This is a genomic window from Rhodanobacter glycinis (genome assembly GCF_900114325.1).
In the GTDB taxonomy this organism is placed as follows: domain Bacteria; phylum Pseudomonadota; class Gammaproteobacteria; order Xanthomonadales; family Rhodanobacteraceae; genus Rhodanobacter_A; species Rhodanobacter_A glycinis.
The window spans coordinates 15,219-34,663 of record NZ_FOSR01000025.1 but is presented as its reverse complement, the minus strand read 5'-3'; the positions used below and the strand labels follow the sequence as shown (position 1 = coordinate 34,663).

Here is a 19,445-nt window from a genome sequence, read left to right as displayed (position 1 = left end):
CGGATTGGCTCCGAACCCATCATGGCGTAGGTTGGCGCACCAAACCATATGCATGGATAGAGTCGTGGTCTTGTAAACGGATGCCGAAGATGGCGGCGGAGTATGTAACGCAGCGTGTTGGCGCTTCGGCCTTGACACTTCACCAGGTACAGCGGCTCCCTGCTTCGATTGGTGACAGTGGCGTAAATCGAATCTTTGTGAGGCTCCACAAACTCTATGTGTATACCCGGAGCGATACGAATTGGAAATAGCCATCCGTACAGCTTACGGAGCACAAAAAAAGCACCTGCTAGAGCGGCTGTCGCAAGAACCAGTGCGTATATTGTGTGCGCGGTGTCCATGCTTTTGTGAGCCTAACGCTTGAGCTCAGCCGCCGACAGCCCGCGTAGCGGGATGGCGGTCGGCTGCAGCGAATTGTTAGGCGGATTTGGTAACATTAAATACCAGTAACGCCACGCTTAACACCAAGAATATTACGTATGGAAGCCATACCATGACACGTTTGAGCGACAGAAGCTGTAACAAACTCGGTAAATCAGGTGTATTTAGTTGAGTGTTAATGCCGTCGTCTGGTAGCCGAGGTTCCGCCTTGCTTGCAAGGTAGTCGTTAAGTGTTCGCTCAATGATGCGGCATTTTGCGTAGTACTGATATTGGAGACGCCTATACCCTGACTCAAAAAGAAAGAATACAGGCGAAATGATTGCAACCAGTCCGTATATGTAGGAGGCATTGGACGTGTAGGCGAATGCGATCAATGCGCTTGATAGCGACAAATAGATAGCACGAATTTTCCAACAATCCTCACCCATGCCGCGAGATAGCGTTAGATAGGTGCTCCAAGCTTTTGCAAGTAACTCTTTATTCTCCATCTCAAACGATCTCTAGCACCGGACGGAGATATACTTCGCAGAACTTCCTCGTTTCACATGAATGGTCAGTGTAAGTTTTACTGTAAAGGAGGTTCTCATTGTCCGTCATAGACCGTAACAACCCGAGAAGGCCGTCCGGAATTTTTGAAAGTTCAGAGGTGGTTGTAGAATTTAGTTTCACGCGCATGTTCATGCGACTCACGCATGGCTGCGAAAAAAGGAGGCGACTAAGCTCGTCAAGCATTGTTTCATAGTTGGCCTGTAGAATTTTTCTGTTCGCCCCCTTTTTATAAGCGTCTGGATTGTTAACGGCTTCAGCCAATACTTTTCGCACCGGATCTGAAATCATTGAACGGCCCGCCTAGCATACTCTTTCCAGTTTTCACCCCAGTTAGTGGCTTCCACCTTAAGTTCGTGAAGCATGCCTTGGTCGATAGGGATTCCTCTTTCGAATGTGTTGTTTGCGACCATAAGCAACTTCGTTTGTTGGATGCTTAGGTGGCACCCGAGTTCAAGGGCGAGATGTTTTTCAAAAATAAACTTTCTCTTCTGAGCTAAAACACCTATTCCAATATTCTTCATTGCTTTGCAAGTATTAGATAGATATGGTACGTAGGCATCCATATAAACTGGCGAGCTATTAAGTGATTGCAAGACATCCAAGTACTCTCGAACCAGACTCGAATGGTCGTCGGTTAGGACAAACGTTTGCCGTAGCTTTCCCCATTGCTCCGAGTCACCCTGAAGTAGGACGCCCTCGGTAAAAGCGTGCAGAAGAAATAGAGAACCGTTCTGGAACAACGACTCGAATTCATCTTCTTCAAGATCGATATATGAAACAAAAGTTCCATATTTGCTAACGTCGGGCGTACTTTGAGTTTGTACTCGCAATACATCAACATCGCTCCAAGCTTGTTGCGTACCTCGTGCGCATGAACCAATGAGAACAACGAAGCCTTCCATTTCCGCCTCCGCCTAACGCTTGAGTTGAGCGGCGGCGAAGCCGTCCGCCTTGAACGAATTGTTAGCCTTCACTTGCCGACAACGCTGCCTGCGCACGATGGCGGGCGGCGGCCCAAGGCGCGAATAGCGTGCCAAACGCGTCGATGGTGAAATGCGCGATGATGCAAGTAAACAAGTTGCCCGTATAAACAAATAGAAATGACATGACCAATGAGATCCAGAAAACGGTAGCCAAAGCCTTTGCGCCATGCGTGAAATGTGCAGCCACGAATACGACAAGCGAAACAACAAACGCAATTGTGAGACTGCCCCAAACGTCTTGGCCCATGCCTATGGCATACCCACGATAAAGAATCTCCTCCGCAACGGCCGCAGTAACAACGATGAAGAGCCTACGCTGCACAGAGAGGCTGTAGATTTTCTGTTGTAACTTCGAGCCCTCTTTGTCTTTGAATCCGAGCTTTGTTACCAATATTTGCAATGCGATTGCGCCAACTAGCATGGCGATGATTGCAACGACGGTACTGGCAAGGTCAAACCAACCGAACGGTTTGATGCCGATGTGTCCGAGCCAAGATCCGCCGCCATACGCAGCAATCACCAACGTTGCGGCGGCAAGAAGCCAATACACCAATCGACCCGGAGTCGAGAATGAGTTGAGGGAAAGCATTTTGGTGGCAACTACGATCAGCAACGGGCCTCCTAGCGACACCGCCAGACCAACACTGAGCATTGCTACCATGAAACTCCCCTGTGAAGGCTAACGCTGGAGTTAAGCGGCGCGCGGCTTTTCGCGCGTCCGCTTGGACGAGAAGTTAGACCCCGACGCGGAGTCCGTGATGGAGCCTGCGAGTACTAGTATGCCGGCGAAGCCAACAACCCAGATGGGCGTGGCCCAGTAAATGCGTGCGGGTAGGATAACGAACGCGAGAAGAGTGGCCACTGCTCCTGCGGCTAGGCAACCAACAAAGAGCCGTCGGCGCCGACGTGAGAGCAGGAAGAATCGTGGGCCAAGAACAATGCGATTGGATGCCCCCAATAGCCCAGCCAGACCACCGAAGCCGAGCAAGAAAGATACCGGGGGACCCAAGAGTGCTAGCACCGACAGCGGTGCTAGCATGAGCCAAGCAAACAGCAGAACAGCCATGAGGCAGCCATGGACGTCTCTGCGATCTACCAAATTGGCCATTTTGCTGAGCATGGGGTCTAACGCTGGAATTGAGCGGCGGCGGAGCCGTCCGCCTCGAATGAGTGGTTAGGGCGCATAGAAGGTGAGCCTTGCCATCTCAAGAACCCGCCACATCGTAAAAATAAGTACGCCGCATGACAGTAACCAAAACTGCAGCCTGAAAAACGTGCGAGCAGTATTGTTCGTAGTGTCGATGGCTTGCCGGGTAATTTCAAGCGCAATTTGGGTCTCTTGGGGGCCTCTGGGTTGTGCGGGATGTGTGCCCTGCTGAAGCTGCAAAAGCAAATAGTTTGAGTACATGGCCGATTGAACGGAAGTGACATATTTGCAGCCGGAAAAAAGGCTAAGAAGCCATAGAGCCAAAGCAAAAAGGCCCGGGCTGACCCACCAGGTAAGAGCAACCCCATCTAGCTTTTGCAACCCGTAAGCAAGCGAAGCACCGGTCGCCGCCAATAGAAAGTACACATATTTGGATTGGCTGTCGGCATGAAGCCGGTTTAGATGTAAGAGGGTCTCATCGGCCACTGTTTTGCGCCCTAACGCTTGAGTTAAGCGGCGGCGCAGCCGTCCGCCTTGAACGAGTTGTTAGGCCACCATGGCAAAGAAAGGCCCATGAGTTCGCAAGATACAAGCCGAACGGCCACGTCTTCGCACAGTGACCTACAAGTTGTGGAACGCGACATATACGACGAAGGCGACGAATATGGAAAATGCGCTCCACCATACAACGCGCTGCGTTCTTGTCTTGGGGCTAGTTCCTCCGACACCACCAGGCATTTCGGTACTCCCATTTGGATGCCTAACGCCTGAGTTAAGCGGCGGCGAAGCCGTCCGCTTGGACGAGGAGTTAGACGGTTGCGACGCTGCATGCTCGGGCGACAATGTTGGCGCACGACGAACGCGAAGCTTGAGCAACCGACAACCCCAAAACTGCCAGCTCTGAAAGCCCAAGCCTGCGACGACGCCGCGCGAAATGCTGCTGCGGCGACGGACGACAAGCTAGCGCGAAGCTGGGCGAAACACACGATACGACAAACCAACACGAGCCACCGACTAACGCCTGAGTTAAGCGGCGGCGAAGCCGTCCGCTTGGACGAGGAGTTAGACGGTTGCGACGCTGCATGCTCGGGCGACAATGTTGGCGCACGACGAACGCGAAGCTTGAGCAACCGACAACCCCAAAACTGCCAGCTCTGAAAGCCCAAGCCTGCGACGACGCCGCGCGAAATGCTGCTGCGGCGACGGACGACAAGCTAGCGCGAAGCTGGGCGAAACACACGATACGACAAACCAACACGAGCCACCGACTAACGCTGGAGTTAAGCGGCGGCGCAGCCGTCCGCCTTGAACGAGATGTTAGACCATGACATGAGAGATCTCCGAAGCCATGAGCCAAACGATGGGAAGCAACACGAGGATCCATGCTAGCCAGTGAATAGGCCTACGCCATGCCCAGCCAGAAAAAATGGCGACTGCAGCAAAGCCGAGTACTGCGAAAGTAGGAAGGAAGTACCAATTTGCTGCGACTAGCTCGTATACGCCAGAGTCGACGTTATGCCCATACTTGGCGACGGTTTCCGTCACAGCTACCTGTGATGCGTGATACAGCCACGCAGCCATTGCAAGTGATGCTGCGCTGGCAACCGTGTCTATCCATGCAGCGAATTTCACTGATTTGGCCATCGTGGTCTAACGCTTAGTAGACCCCACATCGGGGCATATGCGCTCCATGCTCTCCGCTCGTTGTCTTGCCGTCAAGCAGGGGAAGTCCGTGAGGCATCAGATACTTGGCCCGGCTTCGCCGAAGTTCGCGGGTGCAGGTTGCGCATGCGTATCGTGCGAAACGGGGTAGGTATGCTTTATCACCCCGAAAACGTGAATACGCATTCCGAGGTGGTTGCGTGTTGCGGTTGCTGGATGGGGCAAGCGAATGGTGCGGGTGAGGTATGGCGAGCTGTGGGTCGTATATGTCCATGCCGGATGGCCTTGCCGCTTGGTACGGTGCCATGGTCGGCGCCGCATGCGTGGGAAGTGGGTTGCCTGCGTCGGTCCGGTCCACGCACTTGACCGCCGCGATACCATGGGCGCCTCCCCGTACGCCTGGTTTCGCTGCCCATGATCAACAATGACGTTCTCCGCAGTATCCGTTACATGCTTGATCTCAGCGATATCAAGGTGGTGGAAATCACCAAGCTTGCCGATCCGGCGTTTCCGATCGAGAAGGCGGATGTGCAGGCTTTCCTGAAGCGGGAGGACGAGGATGGCTATGCGGAGTGCAGCAACAGCACGCTGGCGCATTTCCTCGATGGGCTGGTGATCTACCGTCGTGGTCGTGACGAGAGCCGCCCGCCGCGGCCGCCGGAGAAGCGCGTCACCAACAATGTGGTGCTGAAGAAGTTGCGGGTGGCGTTCGAGCTGATGGACGTGGACATGCACCAGCTGGTGGCCGATGCCGGGTTCCCGCTGTCCAAGCCCGAGATGAGTGCGTTGTTTCGCCAGCCGGACCACAAGAATTTCCGGCTCTGTGGCGACCAGCTGATGCGTCACTTCCTGAAGGGGCTGACCCTGCGCCTGCGTGGCGAGGGCTGAGGACTTGCCATAGATCCGCCGTGATCGGGTACGAGCCCGCTTGCGGGCGATGCTTTGGCTGGGGATCCGAAAAATCTGAAAAGCATCGCCCGCGAGCGGGCTCCTACTTCAATGTTGGCGGTTGCGTCTATTCGCCGATCACCGGCCCTGGGACCGGGTGGCTGAAATCCTGCGGTGCCAGGTCCCTGGTCAGGCGGAACACGCCGGCGTGGATCTTGCGGGGCAGGACGACGTCGAGCACGGTGGTCTGGTGTGGGCCGAGCATCTCGAACAGGTCGTCGCCGGGCTTGTTGCGCGCCAGCGCGTGGTGCACCAGGCCGACGAGGTCGGCCGGTTCGATCAGCGCGCCGTAAGGGCGATGGCTGGGAACCGCGGGGCGCAGCGTCTTGCGGGTGTTGCGCGGATCAGGCACGCGGGCATCCCCGGCCAGCAGGCTGTAGTCGAAGTACAGCGACACGGTGTTGCGTGCGTGGGTGTTGGTTTGCTGGTCGTGCATGAAGCCCTGCGGCATGTGGTCGGGGCTGGCTTGCGGACCTGCCGTGAAGACGCAGCCAGTGCCGAGCAGCGGGTTGCCGGCTTCGTCGGTGAGCCGCACGATGACCATGCTGCGCGGGTCGTGAATGTGTACGCGCGGGGCAAACGGGCCGACGGGTTCCAGCTCCACCTTGTTCGCATCGCGGGTGGCGTTGGCGCTGTCGAAGCGATCGCACAGGGCGGTGTAGTCGGCCAGATCACGCACCTGCAGGCAACTCAGGATGGTGTCCACGGTGAGTGGGTCGGCGCTGGCGAGGATGCCGTGTTCGTCGCCGAAATGGGAGGCGCCGGGAATCATCCGGAATGCGCAGCGCGGTCCGCGTTGCAGGGTCAGTGACAAGGCATCGATGCCATCGGTGAGCTCGCCGGTTTGCACGGCGAGCACGGCGTGGCGTGCATTGAGGTTGGCGGCGGCGATGCGCACCACGCCGTCGGAACCGTCCTCGCCGGTATAGCTGTTGAGATGGTCGTAGAACTTGCGGTCGGGGCGATCGCCGATCAGCACGAACTGGAATTGCCCGCTGGTGGCCGGGTCGGCGCTGTGGATGTAGTCCAGATTGAGCGCCAGCGATTCCGGGCTGCCCAGTTCCAGCCAGTCAAGGATGCGCTGGCCCGGCTCCACGCCCTCCAGCCACGCTTTCAGCTTGCCCAGCTCGCTCTTGCCGAGCTGGGCCAGCGCCGAGCCATAGTTGGCCGGTGCCAGCATCACCAGGTGGGTCAGGCGGATGGTGCTGCAGCAGCCCGGTTTGTCGCGCTGTGCACGCAGCCATTCGCGCACCACCGGGCCGCCGGTGGAATGGGTGATGCAGGCGAAGTCGGGGCCGTCCAGGTGCAGGTCGCGCAGGGCGTTGTCGAAGCCGCGCACCAGGTCGTTCATGGTGACGACGTCGTCGAAGCTCACGTATTCCGACAACCAGATGTCGGCCAGCGTCAACGCGATGCCGGCTTTTGCGGCGGCCTGTTGCAGGCGTTCCGGCATCTGGCCGTAGGTGGAGGTGTCGGTGACACTCCAGCCGTGGACGAAGACGAGCGTGGCCATGGCGCAACTCCCTGTGGCGTGAGATGGCCATGATGACGGATGTTCGGCGTGGCGGGTATGACGGCAGCCGCCATCACGCCGTCAGCGACGTGGTCGGCGTGTATCTATTGCGCGGCGAGCTCTGCGCCGGGGAGCGCCGGGTCGTTGCGGTTTGTCGCGTGGCTGACCAATCGCAATGGCTGTCCCCATGGCGTCACCAGGGTGACCATGACCTGGTCCAGGCCCGGGCCTTCGGTCACGACGCTGGGGCCGCCGACGATGCGGACATGGTGGGCGCGCAGCCATGTGGCGGTGGCGCGGACATCGTCGGTCGCCAATGTGCCGGCCAGTGCATGCGATGCGGTGGCCGTACCAAGGGTGAGCGAGACGATATTGCCGTTGCCGCAGTCGAGCAGGGCGGTCTGCGAGGTTTCGGCGCCCGCATCCACGGGGACGCAGTTCAGCATGCTGCGGAAGAAGTGCACGGCGTTGGGCAGGTTGGTGACCTGCATGGCCAGATAGCCGCTGTTGCCGGGCGGGGTGGCGCGGGCGGGCAGGGTCGTCAGCGCCAGGAAAGCCGTCGCCAGGAGCGGAAGCAGCAACCTGGCGGTGATCGACCGGGTTGTCATCGAAGTGTTCACGGTGGGGTGTCCGTTGGGGTACCGCCTCAATGGGGTCGTCCAATGGCCGCGCCAATACGACTTTTGTCACCACAGTGTTTCCCTGCAGTACGCAATCGGCGAGTTGTCACGGGGACTGGGTTAGGCTGGGCCATCTCTGGGGGACGCAGGTGCGGCCATGGTTTTCACGGTGCTTCTGGTGTTGCTGGTGCTGGCCGGGTTGGCGGCATGGCGTCGACACCCACGATGGGCCTGGGGTTTCGGTGGCGTGGCACTGCTGCTGTTTCTGCTGGTGAGTTGCGGACCGGTGCCGCGCTGGTTGCTGACGCGCCTGCAGCAGCCTTATGCCGCTATGCCGCAGCAAGACTGGGCGGCCCGCAATGCCATCGTGTTGCTGGGTTTCGGTACCGAGCTGCCGCAGGCGGGCGGGGCGCCGCAGCCGTCGATCCTGGCCGACGGGCGCATCGTGAAAGCGGCGGAGCTGTACCACGAGTGCAAGGCTGCCGGTCGGCAATGCCTGTTGCTGGTCAGCGGTGGCGACAGCCAGCGCCATCACGTGGCCGAGGCGACGGTGTACGGCGAGGTGCTGCGCCGGCTCGGCGTTCCGGTGCAGGATCTGATGCTGGAAACGCGCAGCCGCAGCACCTGGCAGAACGCGCAGTTCAGTCGCCCGCTGTTGCAGGCCTATGGGCCACAGCGCGTATTCCTGGTGAGCTCGGGCTTCCATCTGCGTCGCAGCCTGCTGTACTTCGCGCACTTCGGCATCCATCCCGTGCCGGTGAGCGGCGGTGAATTGCGGGCGCGGATGTCGTCATGGCCGCAGTCATGGAACGTGGCGGTATGCGACATCGCGCTGCATGAGTACGCAGGCATTGCGCGTTACTACGAGTACAACCTGATGGGCTGGAATGCACCGTCGTTGCCGCCGTTGACGGCCGGCAAATGATGGCCGGCCGGCGGCGCACGGGATGCCGCCGTGGCGACATCCCGTGGGTGATTCAGGCGGCCTTGTCCAGCGAAGCCAGGTCGATCACGAAGCGATAGCGCACGTCGCTCTTGAGCATGCGCTCGTAGGCGTGGTCGATGTCCTGGATATCGATCATCTCGATGTCCGCGCCAATGCCGTGCTGCGCGCAGAAATCCAGCATTTCCTGGGTTTCCGGAATGCCGCCGATCAGCGATCCCACGACAGCGCGGCGCTTGCGGATCAGCTGGCCGGCGCTGGCCGGCGGGTCGATCGGCTCAAGCAGGCCGACCAGGCACAAGGTGCCGTCCAGTTTCAGCGTGGCCAGGTACGGGTTGAGATCGTGCTGGTGCGGCACGGTGTCGAGGATGAAATCGAAGTGGCTGGACACGGCCTTCATCTGGCTTGCGTCGGTGGACAGCACCACGTGATCGGCGCCCAACCGGCGTGCCTCGGCTTCCTTGCCCGGCGAACGGGTAAACAACGTGACCTCGGCGCCCAGCGCCTTGGCGAATTTCAGTCCCATGTGGCCAAGTCCACCCAGGCCGACCACGGCCACCTTGCTGCCCTTGCCGATGTTCCAGTGGCGCAGCGGCGACCAGGTGGTGATGCCGGCGCACAGCAACGGCGCGGCCGCTTTCGGGTCCAGCCCGTCGGGGATGCGCAGCACGAATTTCTCCGCGGTCACGATGCGTTCGGAATAGCCGCCGTGGGTGGGGCTGCCGTCGTGGCGATCGGTGCTGTTGTAGGTGAAGGTGGCGCCTTCCTCGCAGTACTGTTCCAGCCCGTGCGCACAGGCCTCGCAATGCTGGCAGGAGTCGACCATGCAGCCGACGCCGACCATGTCACCGACCTTGAACTGGCTGACCGTGGCGCCGACCGCGCTGACCCGGCCGATGATCTCGTGGCCCGGCACCATCGGATAGATGCTGCCGCCCCATTCGTTGCGCACCTGGTGCAGGTCGGAGTGGCATACGCCGCAGTAAAGGATGTCGATGACCACGTCATCCGGGCGCGGATCGCGGCGTTCGAAGCGGAACGGGCCCAGCGGCTGGGTGGCGGATTGGGCAGCATAGCCACGAATGGTCTGGGGCATGGGTTTCTCCTGGATGGAATCGGTTGCCAAGGCCACAAAGTATGCGCAGCAAGGGCTGGGTGCCGGTAGCCGGATCCTGCGCGATCCTTGCCTGATTCTGCAGGAATGGCCGTGATGGACTCGCACATGCGTGCAGGAACAGGCAATCTGGCACGACTTTCCGCGGTGGCAGGCCATGGCCATGAATACTGATTTCGCCGTAACGGACGCAAGCGCGCGGCTGGAGCGCGACCGCCTGGAGCTGGCCGCGCGGATCGAGCGCCGAGCCGGCAGCGATGGACTCCACACGACGCCGTTGCCGGCGCTGAGCTTCTTTCGTGCCGCGATACCGGGTACCCAGGTTTGCGCGATCTACGAGACCGGCTTGGTGCTGGTGGCGCAGGGCGCCAAGGAACTGCAACTGGGCGGCGAAACCTATCGCTATGACGCGGCCAATTATCTGATCGCTTCGGTTGATCTGCCGGTGTCCTCGGAAGTGGTGGTGGCCAGCGCGGAACAGCCGTATCTCTGCGCGATGCTGCGCCTGGACACGCGGCGTCTCGGCGAGCTGCTGGCCGAGGCAAGCCCGCAGTTTCCGGCGGGCGTGAGCGGGCGCGGCATTTCGGTCAGCCCGGTCGACGGCGCGATACTCGACGCCATGTTGCGGCTGGTGCGCCTGCTCGACGCGCCCGCCGACCTGCCGGTGCTGGCGCCGCTGATCGAACGCGAGCTGATGTATCGGCTGCTTGTCGGCGAGCAGGGGCCGCGCCTGCGTCACGTGGCCACGGCCGGCAGTCGCGGCCAGTGCGTTTCGCATGCGATCGGCTGGCTGAGACGGCATTACCACGAACCATTGCGCATCGATGCGCTGGCCGAGACGGTGAACATGAGCGCGTCGTCGCTGCACCACCATTTCCGTGCGATCACCGCGATGAGCCCGCTGCAATACCAGAAGCAGTTGCGTCTGCAGGAAGCGCGGCGTTTGCTGCTGGCACGGCAGTGCGACGTGGCCTCCGCAGCGCATCGGGTCGGCTACGAAAGCCCGTCGCAATTCAGTCGCGAATACAGCCGACTGTTCGGCGCGCCGCCGCTGCGCGACGTGGAGCAGTTGTTGCAGCACGGCTCCACGGCCGATGCGGTATCACTGGCGGGTTGAGGGGGAACTTCAGCCCTCGCGCATCACCATCAGGCGCAGTTCGCTCATGTCCTCGATGGCGTAGCGGATGCCTTCGCGGCCGAGGCCGGAAAGCTTGATGCCACCGTACGGCATGTTGTCGACGCGGAAGCTGGGGATGTCGTTGACCACCACGCCGCCTTGCTCCAGTTCGTTCCACGCGCGCATGGCGTGGTCCAGGCTGTCGGTGAAAATGCCGGCCTGCAGGCCGTAGTCGGAATCGTTGACCATCGCCACGGCCTCGTCGAACTTCTTGAACGGGGCGAGCAGGGCGAACGGGCCGAACGCTTCCATGCGATTGACCTTGGCGTCGGTCGGCACGTTTTCCATCAGCGTGGCATCGAGCATGTTGCCGTTGCGCTTGCCGCCGCACAGCAGTTTGCCGCCGGCTTTCTTCGCTTCCAGAATCCAGCCGTGCAGACGCTCGGCGGCGGCTTCGTCGATCATCGGGCCCAGGAACACGCTCTTGTCCTTCGGGTCGCCGGACTTGAGTTTCTTCGTGGCGGCGACCAGCTTGCGCTTCAATGCGTCGTAGATGTCCGCGTGGGCGTAGATGCGTTGCACGCCGATGCAGCTCTGGCCGGACTGGTAGAACGCGCCGAAGATCAGCCGTTCGACCACCTTGTTCAATTTCGCGCCCTGGTCGGCGTCGATGATGCAGGCCGCGTTGCCGCCCAGTTCCAGCGTGACCTTCTTGCGCCCGGCCTTCGCCTTCAGCTCCCAGCCGATCTGGCCGCCGGTGAAGGACAACAGCTTCAGGCGTTCGTCCTCCACCAGCGGCGCGGCGTGCTTGCCGTCCAGGGTGAGGATGGAGAACGCACCTGCGGGCAGGTCGGTTTCGGCCAGCACCTGGCCGATGATCAGCGCGCCGATCGGGGTTTTCTCCGAGGGCTTGAGCACGAACGGGCAACCCGCCGCGATCGCCGGCGCCACTTTGTGCGCGACCAGGTTCAACGGGAAATTGAACGGCGTAATGAACGATACCGGGCCCAGCGGCACGCGCTTGGTGTAGCCGTGGTAGCCGTCCAGCCGCGCCGCCAGTTCCAGGTTCAGCGTCTCGCCGTTGATGCGCACCGCTTCCTCGGCGGCGATGCGAAAGGTGTCGATCAGGCGGGTCACTTCGCCGGCCGCATCCTTGATCGGCTTGCCGGCTTCGATGCACAGCGCTTCGGCCAGTTCGTCGCGGCGTTCGCTGAAACGCTCCACGCAATGCTGCAGCACTGCCTGGCGTGCCCACGGCTTGAACTCGCGCATCGGCCGCGCCGCCTTCACCGCGGCGACGATGGCCTTCTCGGTGGCCTTGGCATCCGGCACCGCCACACGGGTGGCGATCTTGCCGCTGAACTTGTCGCGCACGTCCAGCATTTCCTTCGAGGTCTGCGGGCGGTTGGCGAGGTAATAGGGGTAGGTCTTGTCGAGCATGGATGTCTCCGGGTCAGACCGCTGCGCTGAGCTGGCGGATTTGTTCGTCGAGAATGCGGTGGTTGTCGGAATAGTCGATGGCCAGGTCGATCAGGTGCACGCCGCCCTGCGCATAGGCTTGCTGCAAGGTGGGCAGGAACTCGTCGGCGCTGGCCGGGCGATGGCCGTGCGCACCGTGCGCTTCGGCAAACATCACGAAATCCGGATTGCCGAACTGCATGCCGTAATCGGCGTAACCCATCTCGGCCTGCTTCCAGCGGATCATGCCGTAGGCATCGTCGCGGAGCAGCAGGATCACAAGGTCGAGCTTCAGCCGTACCGCGGTTTCCAGCTCCTGCGCATTCATCATGAAGCCGCCGTCGCCGCAGATCGCCAGCACCTTGCGCTCCGGATACACCATCTTCGCCGCCATCGCCGAGGGCAGGCCGGCGCCCATCGTGGCCAGTGCGTTGTCCAGCAATACGGTGTTCGGCTGGCGGGCACGGTAGTAACGCGCATACCAGAGTTTGTACATGCCGTTGTCCAGGCACAGCACGCCGTCGTCTGGCATGGCGCGGCGGGTATCGGCGACGATGCGCACCGGGTGCATCGGAAAACGCGCGTCGTCGGCGTGTTCCTGCAGTTGTTCGTGGAACGCGTGGCGCACCTTGTCGAAGTAGTCGAAATTCCAGTGTTTCTGTGGTTGCAGCGCGTCGGTGAGCCGTTCGATGGTGTGCGCGATGTCGCCGACCACCTCGATCTGCGGGAAGTACACGGTGTCCACTTCGGCCGAGGCGAAGTTGATGTGGATCACCGTGCGCCGGCCCTTGCGCATGAAGAACGGCGGCTTCTCCACCACGTCGTGGCCGGCGTTGATGATCACGTCGGCAGCGTCGATCGCGCGGTGCACGAAATCGCCATCGGACAGCGCGGCGTTGCCCAGCCACAGCGGGTGGTCCTCGTCGACCACACCCTTGCCCATCTGGGTGGTGAAGAACGGGATGCCGAGTTTGTCGATGAAGTCGCGCAAGGCCACTGCCGTGCGCTGGCGGTTGGCGGCGGCACCGATCATCAGGATCGGATGGCGTGCCGCGCTGATCGCTTCGGCCGCCTGCACCAGCGCGGCATCGTCGGCCGAGGGGCGGCGGGCGTATTCGGTGGGCAGCAGGATCGCGTCGCCGACGTCGTCGCGGGCGATGTCCTCGGGCAACTCCAGGTGTACCGCGCCGGGGCGTTCCTCCTCGGCGCGGCGGAACGCTTCGCGCACCCGCGCGGGAATCGTCGGTGCGGAAACCAGCTGGCGCGTGTACTTGGTCAGTGGCTGCATCATGTCGACCACGTCGACCAGTTGGAACAGCCCCTGCTTGTGCGTGCGGATGGGTTTCTGGCCGGTGATCATCAGCATCGGCATGGCGCCGAGCTGGGCATAGGCCGCCGCGGTGACGAGGTTGGTGGCGCCGGGACCGAGCGTGGACAGCGCCACGCCGGCTTCGCCGGTGAGTCGGCCCCAGGTGGCGGCCATGAAGCCTGCGCCCTGTTCATGGCGGGTTACCACCAGCCGGATCGACGATTCGCGCAGCGCCTCCACCAGGTCCAGGTTTTCCTCGCCCGGTACGCCGAAGATGCAAGACACGCCTTCGGCTTCCAGGGCCTTTACGAACAGTTGCGCCGCTTTCATGCGGACCTCCGTCGATGGAAAGCGTGCAGGATGCGGCAGTGTGCGTTCAGTCCACGTGAGACCGGTAGCGTGCAGGCTCAGTCGGAATCCGGCTCGACCCGCAACGGCAATTCGCCATCGGCGAGGCGAGCGCGCAATTTCGCGTCGGCGGCCACGCCATGGGTCGAGCGCAGCACCTTGCCATCGGCATCGAACAGGATCGCGTAACCGCGTTCCAGCGTGGCCAGCGGGCTGACCGCGTGCAGGGCGCGGGCGGATTGCTGCAAGGTGAGGCGGTCGCGTTCCAGCCGACGCTCGATCGACTGGCGCAGGCGCTGCGCCTGTTCGGCGAGCTGACGTCGCAGCAGTTGCAGGCGTTGTTGCGGATGCCGGGCGAGCAGACGTGCGTGGACGCGATCGAGTCGCGACTGACGCTGCTGTTGCTGTTCGCGCAGGCTGCCAAGCAGGCGGCGGTGCAAGTGGACCAGTCGTTCGCGATCGCGTGCCAGGCGTGCCTGCGGACGCTGTGCCTGCAGGCGCGCGAGCAGGTGGTCGACGCGCTGGCCATGACCTTGCAGGCGGCGTTGCTGCAGGGTAGCCAGGCGTTGTTGCAATTGATGAAGGTGGCGGCCGAGTGCCTGCGCATCGGGCACCAGCAATTCGGCCGCGGCGGAGGGCGTCGGTGCGCGCAGGTCGGCGACGAAGTCGGCGATGCTGAAATCCACCTCGTGGCCGACGGCGGAAACCACCGGCACCGCGCTGGCGTGGATCGCGCGCGCCACCGCCTCGTCGTTGAAGGCCCACAGGTCTTCCAGCGAGCCACCGCCGCGGGTGAGCAGCAGCACGTCGTAGCGTGCGCTGGCCGACGCTTTTTTCAGCATCGCCACGATCGCCGGCGGTGCTTCGCGGCCCTGCACGGGGACCGGCAAAATGTCCACGTCGGCCAGTGGCCAGCGTCGTGACATCACGCTCAGCACGTCGCGCACCGCCGCGCCGGTAGCCGAGGTGATCACGCCGATGCGCCGGGCAAAACGGGGCAGGGGACGTTTGCGCGCAGGGTCGAACAGGCCTTCGGCATCAAGCTGTGCCTTCAACCGTTCGAACTCGCGTTGCAGGGCACCTTCGCCGGCCGGTTCCATGTGCTCGGCGACCAGTTGGAATTCGCCACGCGGTTCGTACAGGCCGACCCGCGCACGCAGCAACACCTGCATGCCGTCGACCGGCTTGAAGCGCAGCGCAACGGTTTTCGGGCGGAACATCGCGCAGCGCACCTGCGCGCCGCTGTCCTTCAGGGTGAAATACATGTGGCCCGATGCCGGGCGCGCCACGTTGGACAGTTCACCCTCGATCCACACCAGCGGCAGCGCGTCTTCCAGCAGTCCCCGCACCAGCCGGTTCAGCGTGCTGGGGGTGAGGATGTGGCGCGGCGTGGCCGGTTGGTCGTCGGACGGATGCATGGAGGCGGGAGACTAGCATGGATCGCTTGCGGAACAGCGGCTTGGGTGGGTCTGTGGAAGTGCTTTCTCATGAACAGGGCTGTGCCCGACAAGGGCCGGTCCGCGTGGGCGAACGCTAATCCGCCTCGCCGAGATGCCGGCGCCGGTTGCGCCGATGCTGGCGCCACAGCCGGATGCCGAGGTTGAGTGCGAACCACGCCGCGAGCAGGCCCAATGGCCAGGCGATCACGGCGGGCCAGAGAATAGCCACGATCGCCAGCACGAGCAGCAGCGCAGCCCCGCCGAGCAGCGGGCCGGTGGCGGTGTCACCCAGCACGCGGCGATCGCTGAGTGCGGCGCCGACGGTGTTGGCAATGCGCAGCGCACCGGCAGCGGTGCGGCCGGAACTGCCACCGCCCTTGCGCGGGTGCGGTGGCCGGGCTTCGCTGCTCTGTACCTTTTCGCCGCGCCGTCGGCGACGTGGCGCCAGCACGATTTCGGTGGCGTTCTCCAGGTCGCGTTCGTACTGCGCGGCGAGCTGGCTGGCGAAGCCGGCATCTTCCACGGCCACGTCGATTTCGCGATTACCGAGCCAACTGGCGATATTGAGGTTGGACGAGCCGACCCGCGCCCATTGGCCATCGGCCACGGCGGTCTTGGCGTGCAGCATCGAGCCGTTCCATTCGAATACGCGGATGCCCGCCTTCAGCAGCGGGCGATAGCCGGAGCGCGACAGGCTGCCCACGGCGGGAATGTCGCTGCTGCCAGGCACCAGCAGGCGCACGTCCACGCCGTCGCGCGCGGCGGAAACCAGCGCCTGCACGTAGGGCGCCATCCCGACGAAGTAGGCATCGGTGAGCCACAGCGTGCGGCGCGCCATCGCGGCAATCAGCTGGTCGAGCCGGTACATGCCGGCGGTGGACGGATGGGTGGCGATCACGCGCAGCGCGATGTCGCCCGCGCTGACCGGCGGCACAGGTTCCTGCGGGCGCTCGGGCAGCGGCGCGCCGGTCTGGCGCCAGCTGTCGGCGAACGCCGCGATCAGTTCGCCCACCGCGGGGCCTTGCAGCGCCACGCCGGTATCGCGCCAGGGCGGCACGCCACGGTCGGCATCGCCCAGCCATTGCGCACTGATGCACACCCCGGACAGGAAACCGTGCCGTCCATCCACCACCAGCGTCTTGCGGTGGTCGCGACTGATCCAGCCGAACGACTGGCCCAGTTGTGGCGGATTGAACACGCGCACCTCGCCGCCGGCATCGCGCAACGGTTTCCAGAATGCGGCACGCGACTGACCCAGGCAGCCCATCCAGTCGCAGATCACGGCCACCAGCACGCCGTCGCGGGCGCGGTCGACCAGTGCATCACGGAAACGACGGCCGACGTCATCGTCGCGGATGATGTAGTTCTCCAGCAGTACGCTGTGCCGTGCCTGTTTGATCGCCTGCAGCCACGCCGTGTAGTTGGCCTCGGCATCGATCAGCAACTCCACCGCATTGCCACCCAGCAGCGGCGCACCGGCGGCGCGGCTGAGCGCCTGCTCGGCCAGCAGACGGTAAGGCGAGGATGCGGTAAGCGGGGAAGGTGGCATGCAGCGAAGTGTAGGCCATGCATGGCTTCACCCATGTGCAGGAATCGTGCACGTTGCGGTGGACAACAAGGGCGCCTCGAACAACCTCCTTGTGCAGGAGCGCAACCTGTGCGCGAACGCTTTTGGTGAGGTATCGCGAAAGGCCAATCGCGCACGGGGTGCGCTCCTGCCCGGCTTGGGCCGGGTTTCGAGGCCGCCATCAGGGTGGTTCAGAGGTTCCTCCGTGGTGTGCGCCGCGTCGCAACCACGACACCAGCGTGAACGCGTGGCGCGTTTGCCATCACAAGGGTTCTGGCATGATCGGGCCATGTCACCGGATCAACGACTTGCCGATACCGATGCCTGTGCCCGCCTGATCGTCGAACGGGTGGGCGCGGACCTGCGCGTGGCCGCGCCGCTGGGACTGGGCAAGCCGCACGGGCTGCTCAATGCGCTGTACCGGAGGGTGCATGCGGACACCTGGCGGTCGATGACGCTGTACACCGCGTTGTCGCTGACCCGTCCGCAGCCGAGACCGGGCCTGGAAGCGCGCTTCCTGCAGCCGTTTCTAGACCGGCATTTCGGCGCGGACTGCGAAGATCCGCAGTACGCGCTGGACCAGGCCCGCGGCACGCTGCCGCCGAACGTGGCCGTGCACGAGTTCTACCTGCAGTCCGGCGCGATGCTGCATTCGGGCAGTGCGCAGCGCAGCTACATCAGCCAGAACTACACCCACGTGGCGCGCGACCTGGTGGTGCAGGACATCAACCTGCTGGTGCAACTGGTGGCGCGGCGCGAGACACCGACGGGCGTGCGTTACAGCCTGTCGTGCAATCCCGATCTCACGCTGGATTTTCTCGATCGGCTGAAGGCCGCCGGCAAGCCGCGTCCGTTGTGCGTGGCGGTGGTGCATCCACAGTTGCCCTACCTGAGCGGCAACGCCGAGGTGGCGGAAGACTTCTTCGACATCGAGTTGATGCCCGCCGCGTCGCCGCCGCTGTTCGCGTTGCCGCGCCAGCCGGTGGACACGGTCGAATACGCGCTGGGCCTGCATGCCAGTGCGCTGGTGAAGGACGGCGGCTGCCTGCAGATCGGCATCGGCGCCCTGTCCGATGCACTGGTCAAGGCCTTGCTGCTGCGTCATCAGGACAACCGGTCATGGCGTGCGGCGTTGCAGGCGCTGGATTCCGGCCAGACCACGCATGCCGCGGCCGCGCATTACGGCGGGCTGGATGCGTTTGAAAGCGGGCTGTACGGCGCCAGCGAGATGGTGATGGACGGCTTCATGCACCTGCAGCGTGCCGGCATCCTCAAGCGGCGCAGCTGGGACAACATGGCACTGGAGCGCGCCTCTGCGGCCGGTCGCCTGCCCGCTGACGTGCCGGGTGGACATTACCTGCGTGGCGCATTTTTCCTGGGCACACGCGAGCTGTACGACTGGCTGGCTGCGACCGAGGCGGCCGATCCCGACGCCATCGACATGTGCCGTGTTTCCAACGTCAACCAGCTTTACGGCGATCACCAGGTGCTGGCGTCGCTGCAGCGTCGCGGCGCGCGTTTCTTCAACACCTGCATGATGGCGACGCTGCTCGGCGCGGCCGTGTCCGACACGCTGGAAGATGGCCACGTGGTCAGCGGCGTGGGTGGCCAGTACAACTTCGTGGCGATGGCGCACGAATTGCCTGACGGGCGTTCGGTGCTGCTGCTGCGCGCCACCCGGCAAGGCAGCGCCGGCGTGCAGACCAATATCCGCTGGAACTACGGCCAGACCACCATTCCGCGCCATCTGCGCGATCTGGTGGTGACCGAATACGGCGTGGCCGACCTGCGCGGCAAGAGCGACAGTGAGTGCATCGAAGCGATGCTGTCGATCACCGATGCCCGTTTTCTCGATGCACTGGCCGCCGAAGCCAAGGCGCACGGCAAGCTGTCGCTGGACTTCCACATCCCCGACGCCTGGCGCCAGCACACGCCGGAACACTTGCGCGAAACGCTGGCCCCGTGGCGCGAGCAGGGACTGTTGCCCACATTCCCCTTCGGCAGCGATTTCGACGAAGTGGAGCAGCGCCTGCTGCCCGCGTTGAAGTGGCTGCAAACCGAAGGCGCCACATGGCGCGGACGCTACCGCTTGCTGCGCGCTGTTCTGCAACGCCGGGAACCTGTTTCCGGGGAAGATGAGGCACTGCTGCGGATGGGATTGCAGTCGCCGGCTGCCCTCGGTGAGCGCCTGCAGCGGCGATTGCTGCAGGCTGCGCTCCGGCATTGAGTGCGGGGTGTTCAGGTTGCGTTAGCGGCGCTTGCGAAAGGCGCGACCGAGATACTGGATGACCAGGTGTTCGTCCATTGGAAGTGCTTCCAGCTTTCGTTCTATTGCCTTGACGGAGA

At 62.8% G+C, this 19,445-nt stretch carries 14 protein-coding genes; 4 read left to right on the top strand and 10 right to left on the bottom strand.

All coding sequences use genetic code 11. The features are described from left to right. Nucleotides 1–1,215 precede the first annotated feature (1,215 nt). The 3 genes from BMY90_RS17135 to BMY90_RS16805 all read right to left on the bottom strand — a co-directional run bounded on the left by BMY90_RS17135 (nt 1,216) and on the right by BMY90_RS16805 (nt 3,547). Nucleotides 1,216–1,833 carry a nucleotidyltransferase family protein gene (locus BMY90_RS17135; RefSeq protein ID WP_139201791.1) on the bottom strand — a complete coding sequence of 206 codons (618 nt, stop codon included), beginning with the start codon at nt 1,831–1,833 and terminating at the stop codon, nt 1,216–1,218. 61 nt (nt 1,834–1,894) lie between these two features. Continuing rightward, the gene (locus BMY90_RS16810; RefSeq protein WP_092705306.1) at nt 1,895–2,575 is read right to left on the bottom strand and encodes a CPBP family intramembrane glutamic endopeptidase; all 681 of its coding nucleotides are present in this window, start codon (nt 2,573–2,575) and stop codon (nt 1,895–1,897) included. A gap of 513 nt (nt 2,576–3,088) precedes the next feature. Then, nucleotides 3,089–3,547 carry a hypothetical protein gene (locus BMY90_RS16805; protein ID WP_139201790.1) on the bottom strand — a complete coding sequence of 153 codons (459 nt, stop codon included), beginning with the start codon at nt 3,545–3,547 and terminating at the stop codon, nt 3,089–3,091. A 1,590-nt stretch (nt 3,548–5,137) separates the two neighbouring features. On the opposite strand from BMY90_RS16805, the gene BMY90_RS16795 reads away from it, so the two are divergent. Continuing rightward, a complete protein-coding gene (locus BMY90_RS16795) occupies nt 5,138–5,611 on the top strand; it encodes a YehS family protein (RefSeq protein ID WP_092705303.1) in 474 nt (157 codons plus the stop codon). 127 nt (nt 5,612–5,738) lie between these two features. Here BMY90_RS16795 and BMY90_RS16790 read toward each other — a convergent pair whose 3' ends face one another. Both BMY90_RS16790 and BMY90_RS16785 read right to left on the bottom strand, forming a co-directional pair. Then, nucleotides 5,739–7,184: a lipase family protein gene (locus BMY90_RS16790; protein WP_092705302.1), complete on the bottom strand. Its 1,446-nt coding sequence runs from the start codon at nt 7,182–7,184 to the stop codon at nt 5,739–5,741. 104 nt (nt 7,185–7,288) lie between these two features. Then, on the bottom strand, nt 7,289–7,804 hold the full coding sequence (locus tag BMY90_RS16785) for a VOC family protein (protein WP_245735079.1): 516 nt from the start codon (nt 7,802–7,804) through the stop codon (nt 7,289–7,291). 157 nt (nt 7,805–7,961) lie between these two features. Between BMY90_RS16785 and BMY90_RS16780 the strand changes: the two genes are divergently transcribed. Next, entirely contained in the window at nt 7,962–8,729 is a 768-nt protein-coding gene (locus tag BMY90_RS16780; RefSeq protein ID WP_092705300.1) for a YdcF family protein, read from the top strand. Between the two features lie 52 nt (nt 8,730–8,781). Here BMY90_RS16780 and BMY90_RS16775 read toward each other — a convergent pair whose 3' ends face one another. Further along, the gene (locus BMY90_RS16775) at nt 8,782–9,843 is read right to left on the bottom strand and encodes an NAD(P)-dependent alcohol dehydrogenase (protein WP_092705299.1); all 1,062 of its coding nucleotides are present in this window, start codon (nt 9,841–9,843) and stop codon (nt 8,782–8,784) included. A gap of 181 nt (nt 9,844–10,024) precedes the next feature. Between BMY90_RS16775 and BMY90_RS16770 the strand changes: the two genes are divergently transcribed. Next, a complete protein-coding gene (locus BMY90_RS16770) occupies nt 10,025–10,978 on the top strand; it encodes an AraC family transcriptional regulator (protein WP_245735078.1) in 954 nt (317 codons plus the stop codon). Nucleotides 10,979–10,987: 9 nt separating this feature from the next. On the opposite strand, the gene BMY90_RS16765 is transcribed toward BMY90_RS16770, so the two are convergent. The 4 genes from BMY90_RS16765 to BMY90_RS16750 form a co-directional block, all read right to left on the bottom strand. Then, nucleotides 10,988–12,418, bottom strand: a complete 1,431-nt coding sequence (locus BMY90_RS16765) for an aldehyde dehydrogenase family protein (protein ID WP_092705298.1) — start codon at nt 12,416–12,418, stop codon at nt 10,988–10,990. A gap of 13 nt (nt 12,419–12,431) precedes the next feature. Then, nucleotides 12,432–14,075: an acetolactate synthase large subunit gene (locus tag BMY90_RS16760; protein ID WP_092705297.1), complete on the bottom strand. Its 1,644-nt coding sequence runs from the start codon at nt 14,073–14,075 to the stop codon at nt 12,432–12,434. Between the two features lie 77 nt (nt 14,076–14,152). Beyond that, entirely contained in the window at nt 14,153–15,511 is a 1,359-nt protein-coding gene (xseA, locus tag BMY90_RS16755) for an exodeoxyribonuclease VII large subunit (protein ID WP_092705296.1), read from the bottom strand. A 115-nt stretch (nt 15,512–15,626) separates the two neighbouring features. Continuing rightward, entirely contained in the window at nt 15,627–17,081 is a 1,455-nt protein-coding gene (locus BMY90_RS16750) for a phospholipase D-like domain-containing protein (RefSeq protein ID WP_092705295.1), read from the bottom strand. Between the two features lie 307 nt (nt 17,082–17,388). Here BMY90_RS16750 and BMY90_RS16745 point away from each other — a divergent pair, with 307 nt between their 5' ends. Next, nucleotides 17,389–19,326: an acetyl-CoA hydrolase/transferase C-terminal domain-containing protein gene (locus BMY90_RS16745; protein WP_092705294.1), complete on the top strand. Its 1,938-nt coding sequence runs from the start codon at nt 17,389–17,391 to the stop codon at nt 19,324–19,326. Nucleotides 19,327–19,445: the final 119 nt, after the last annotated feature.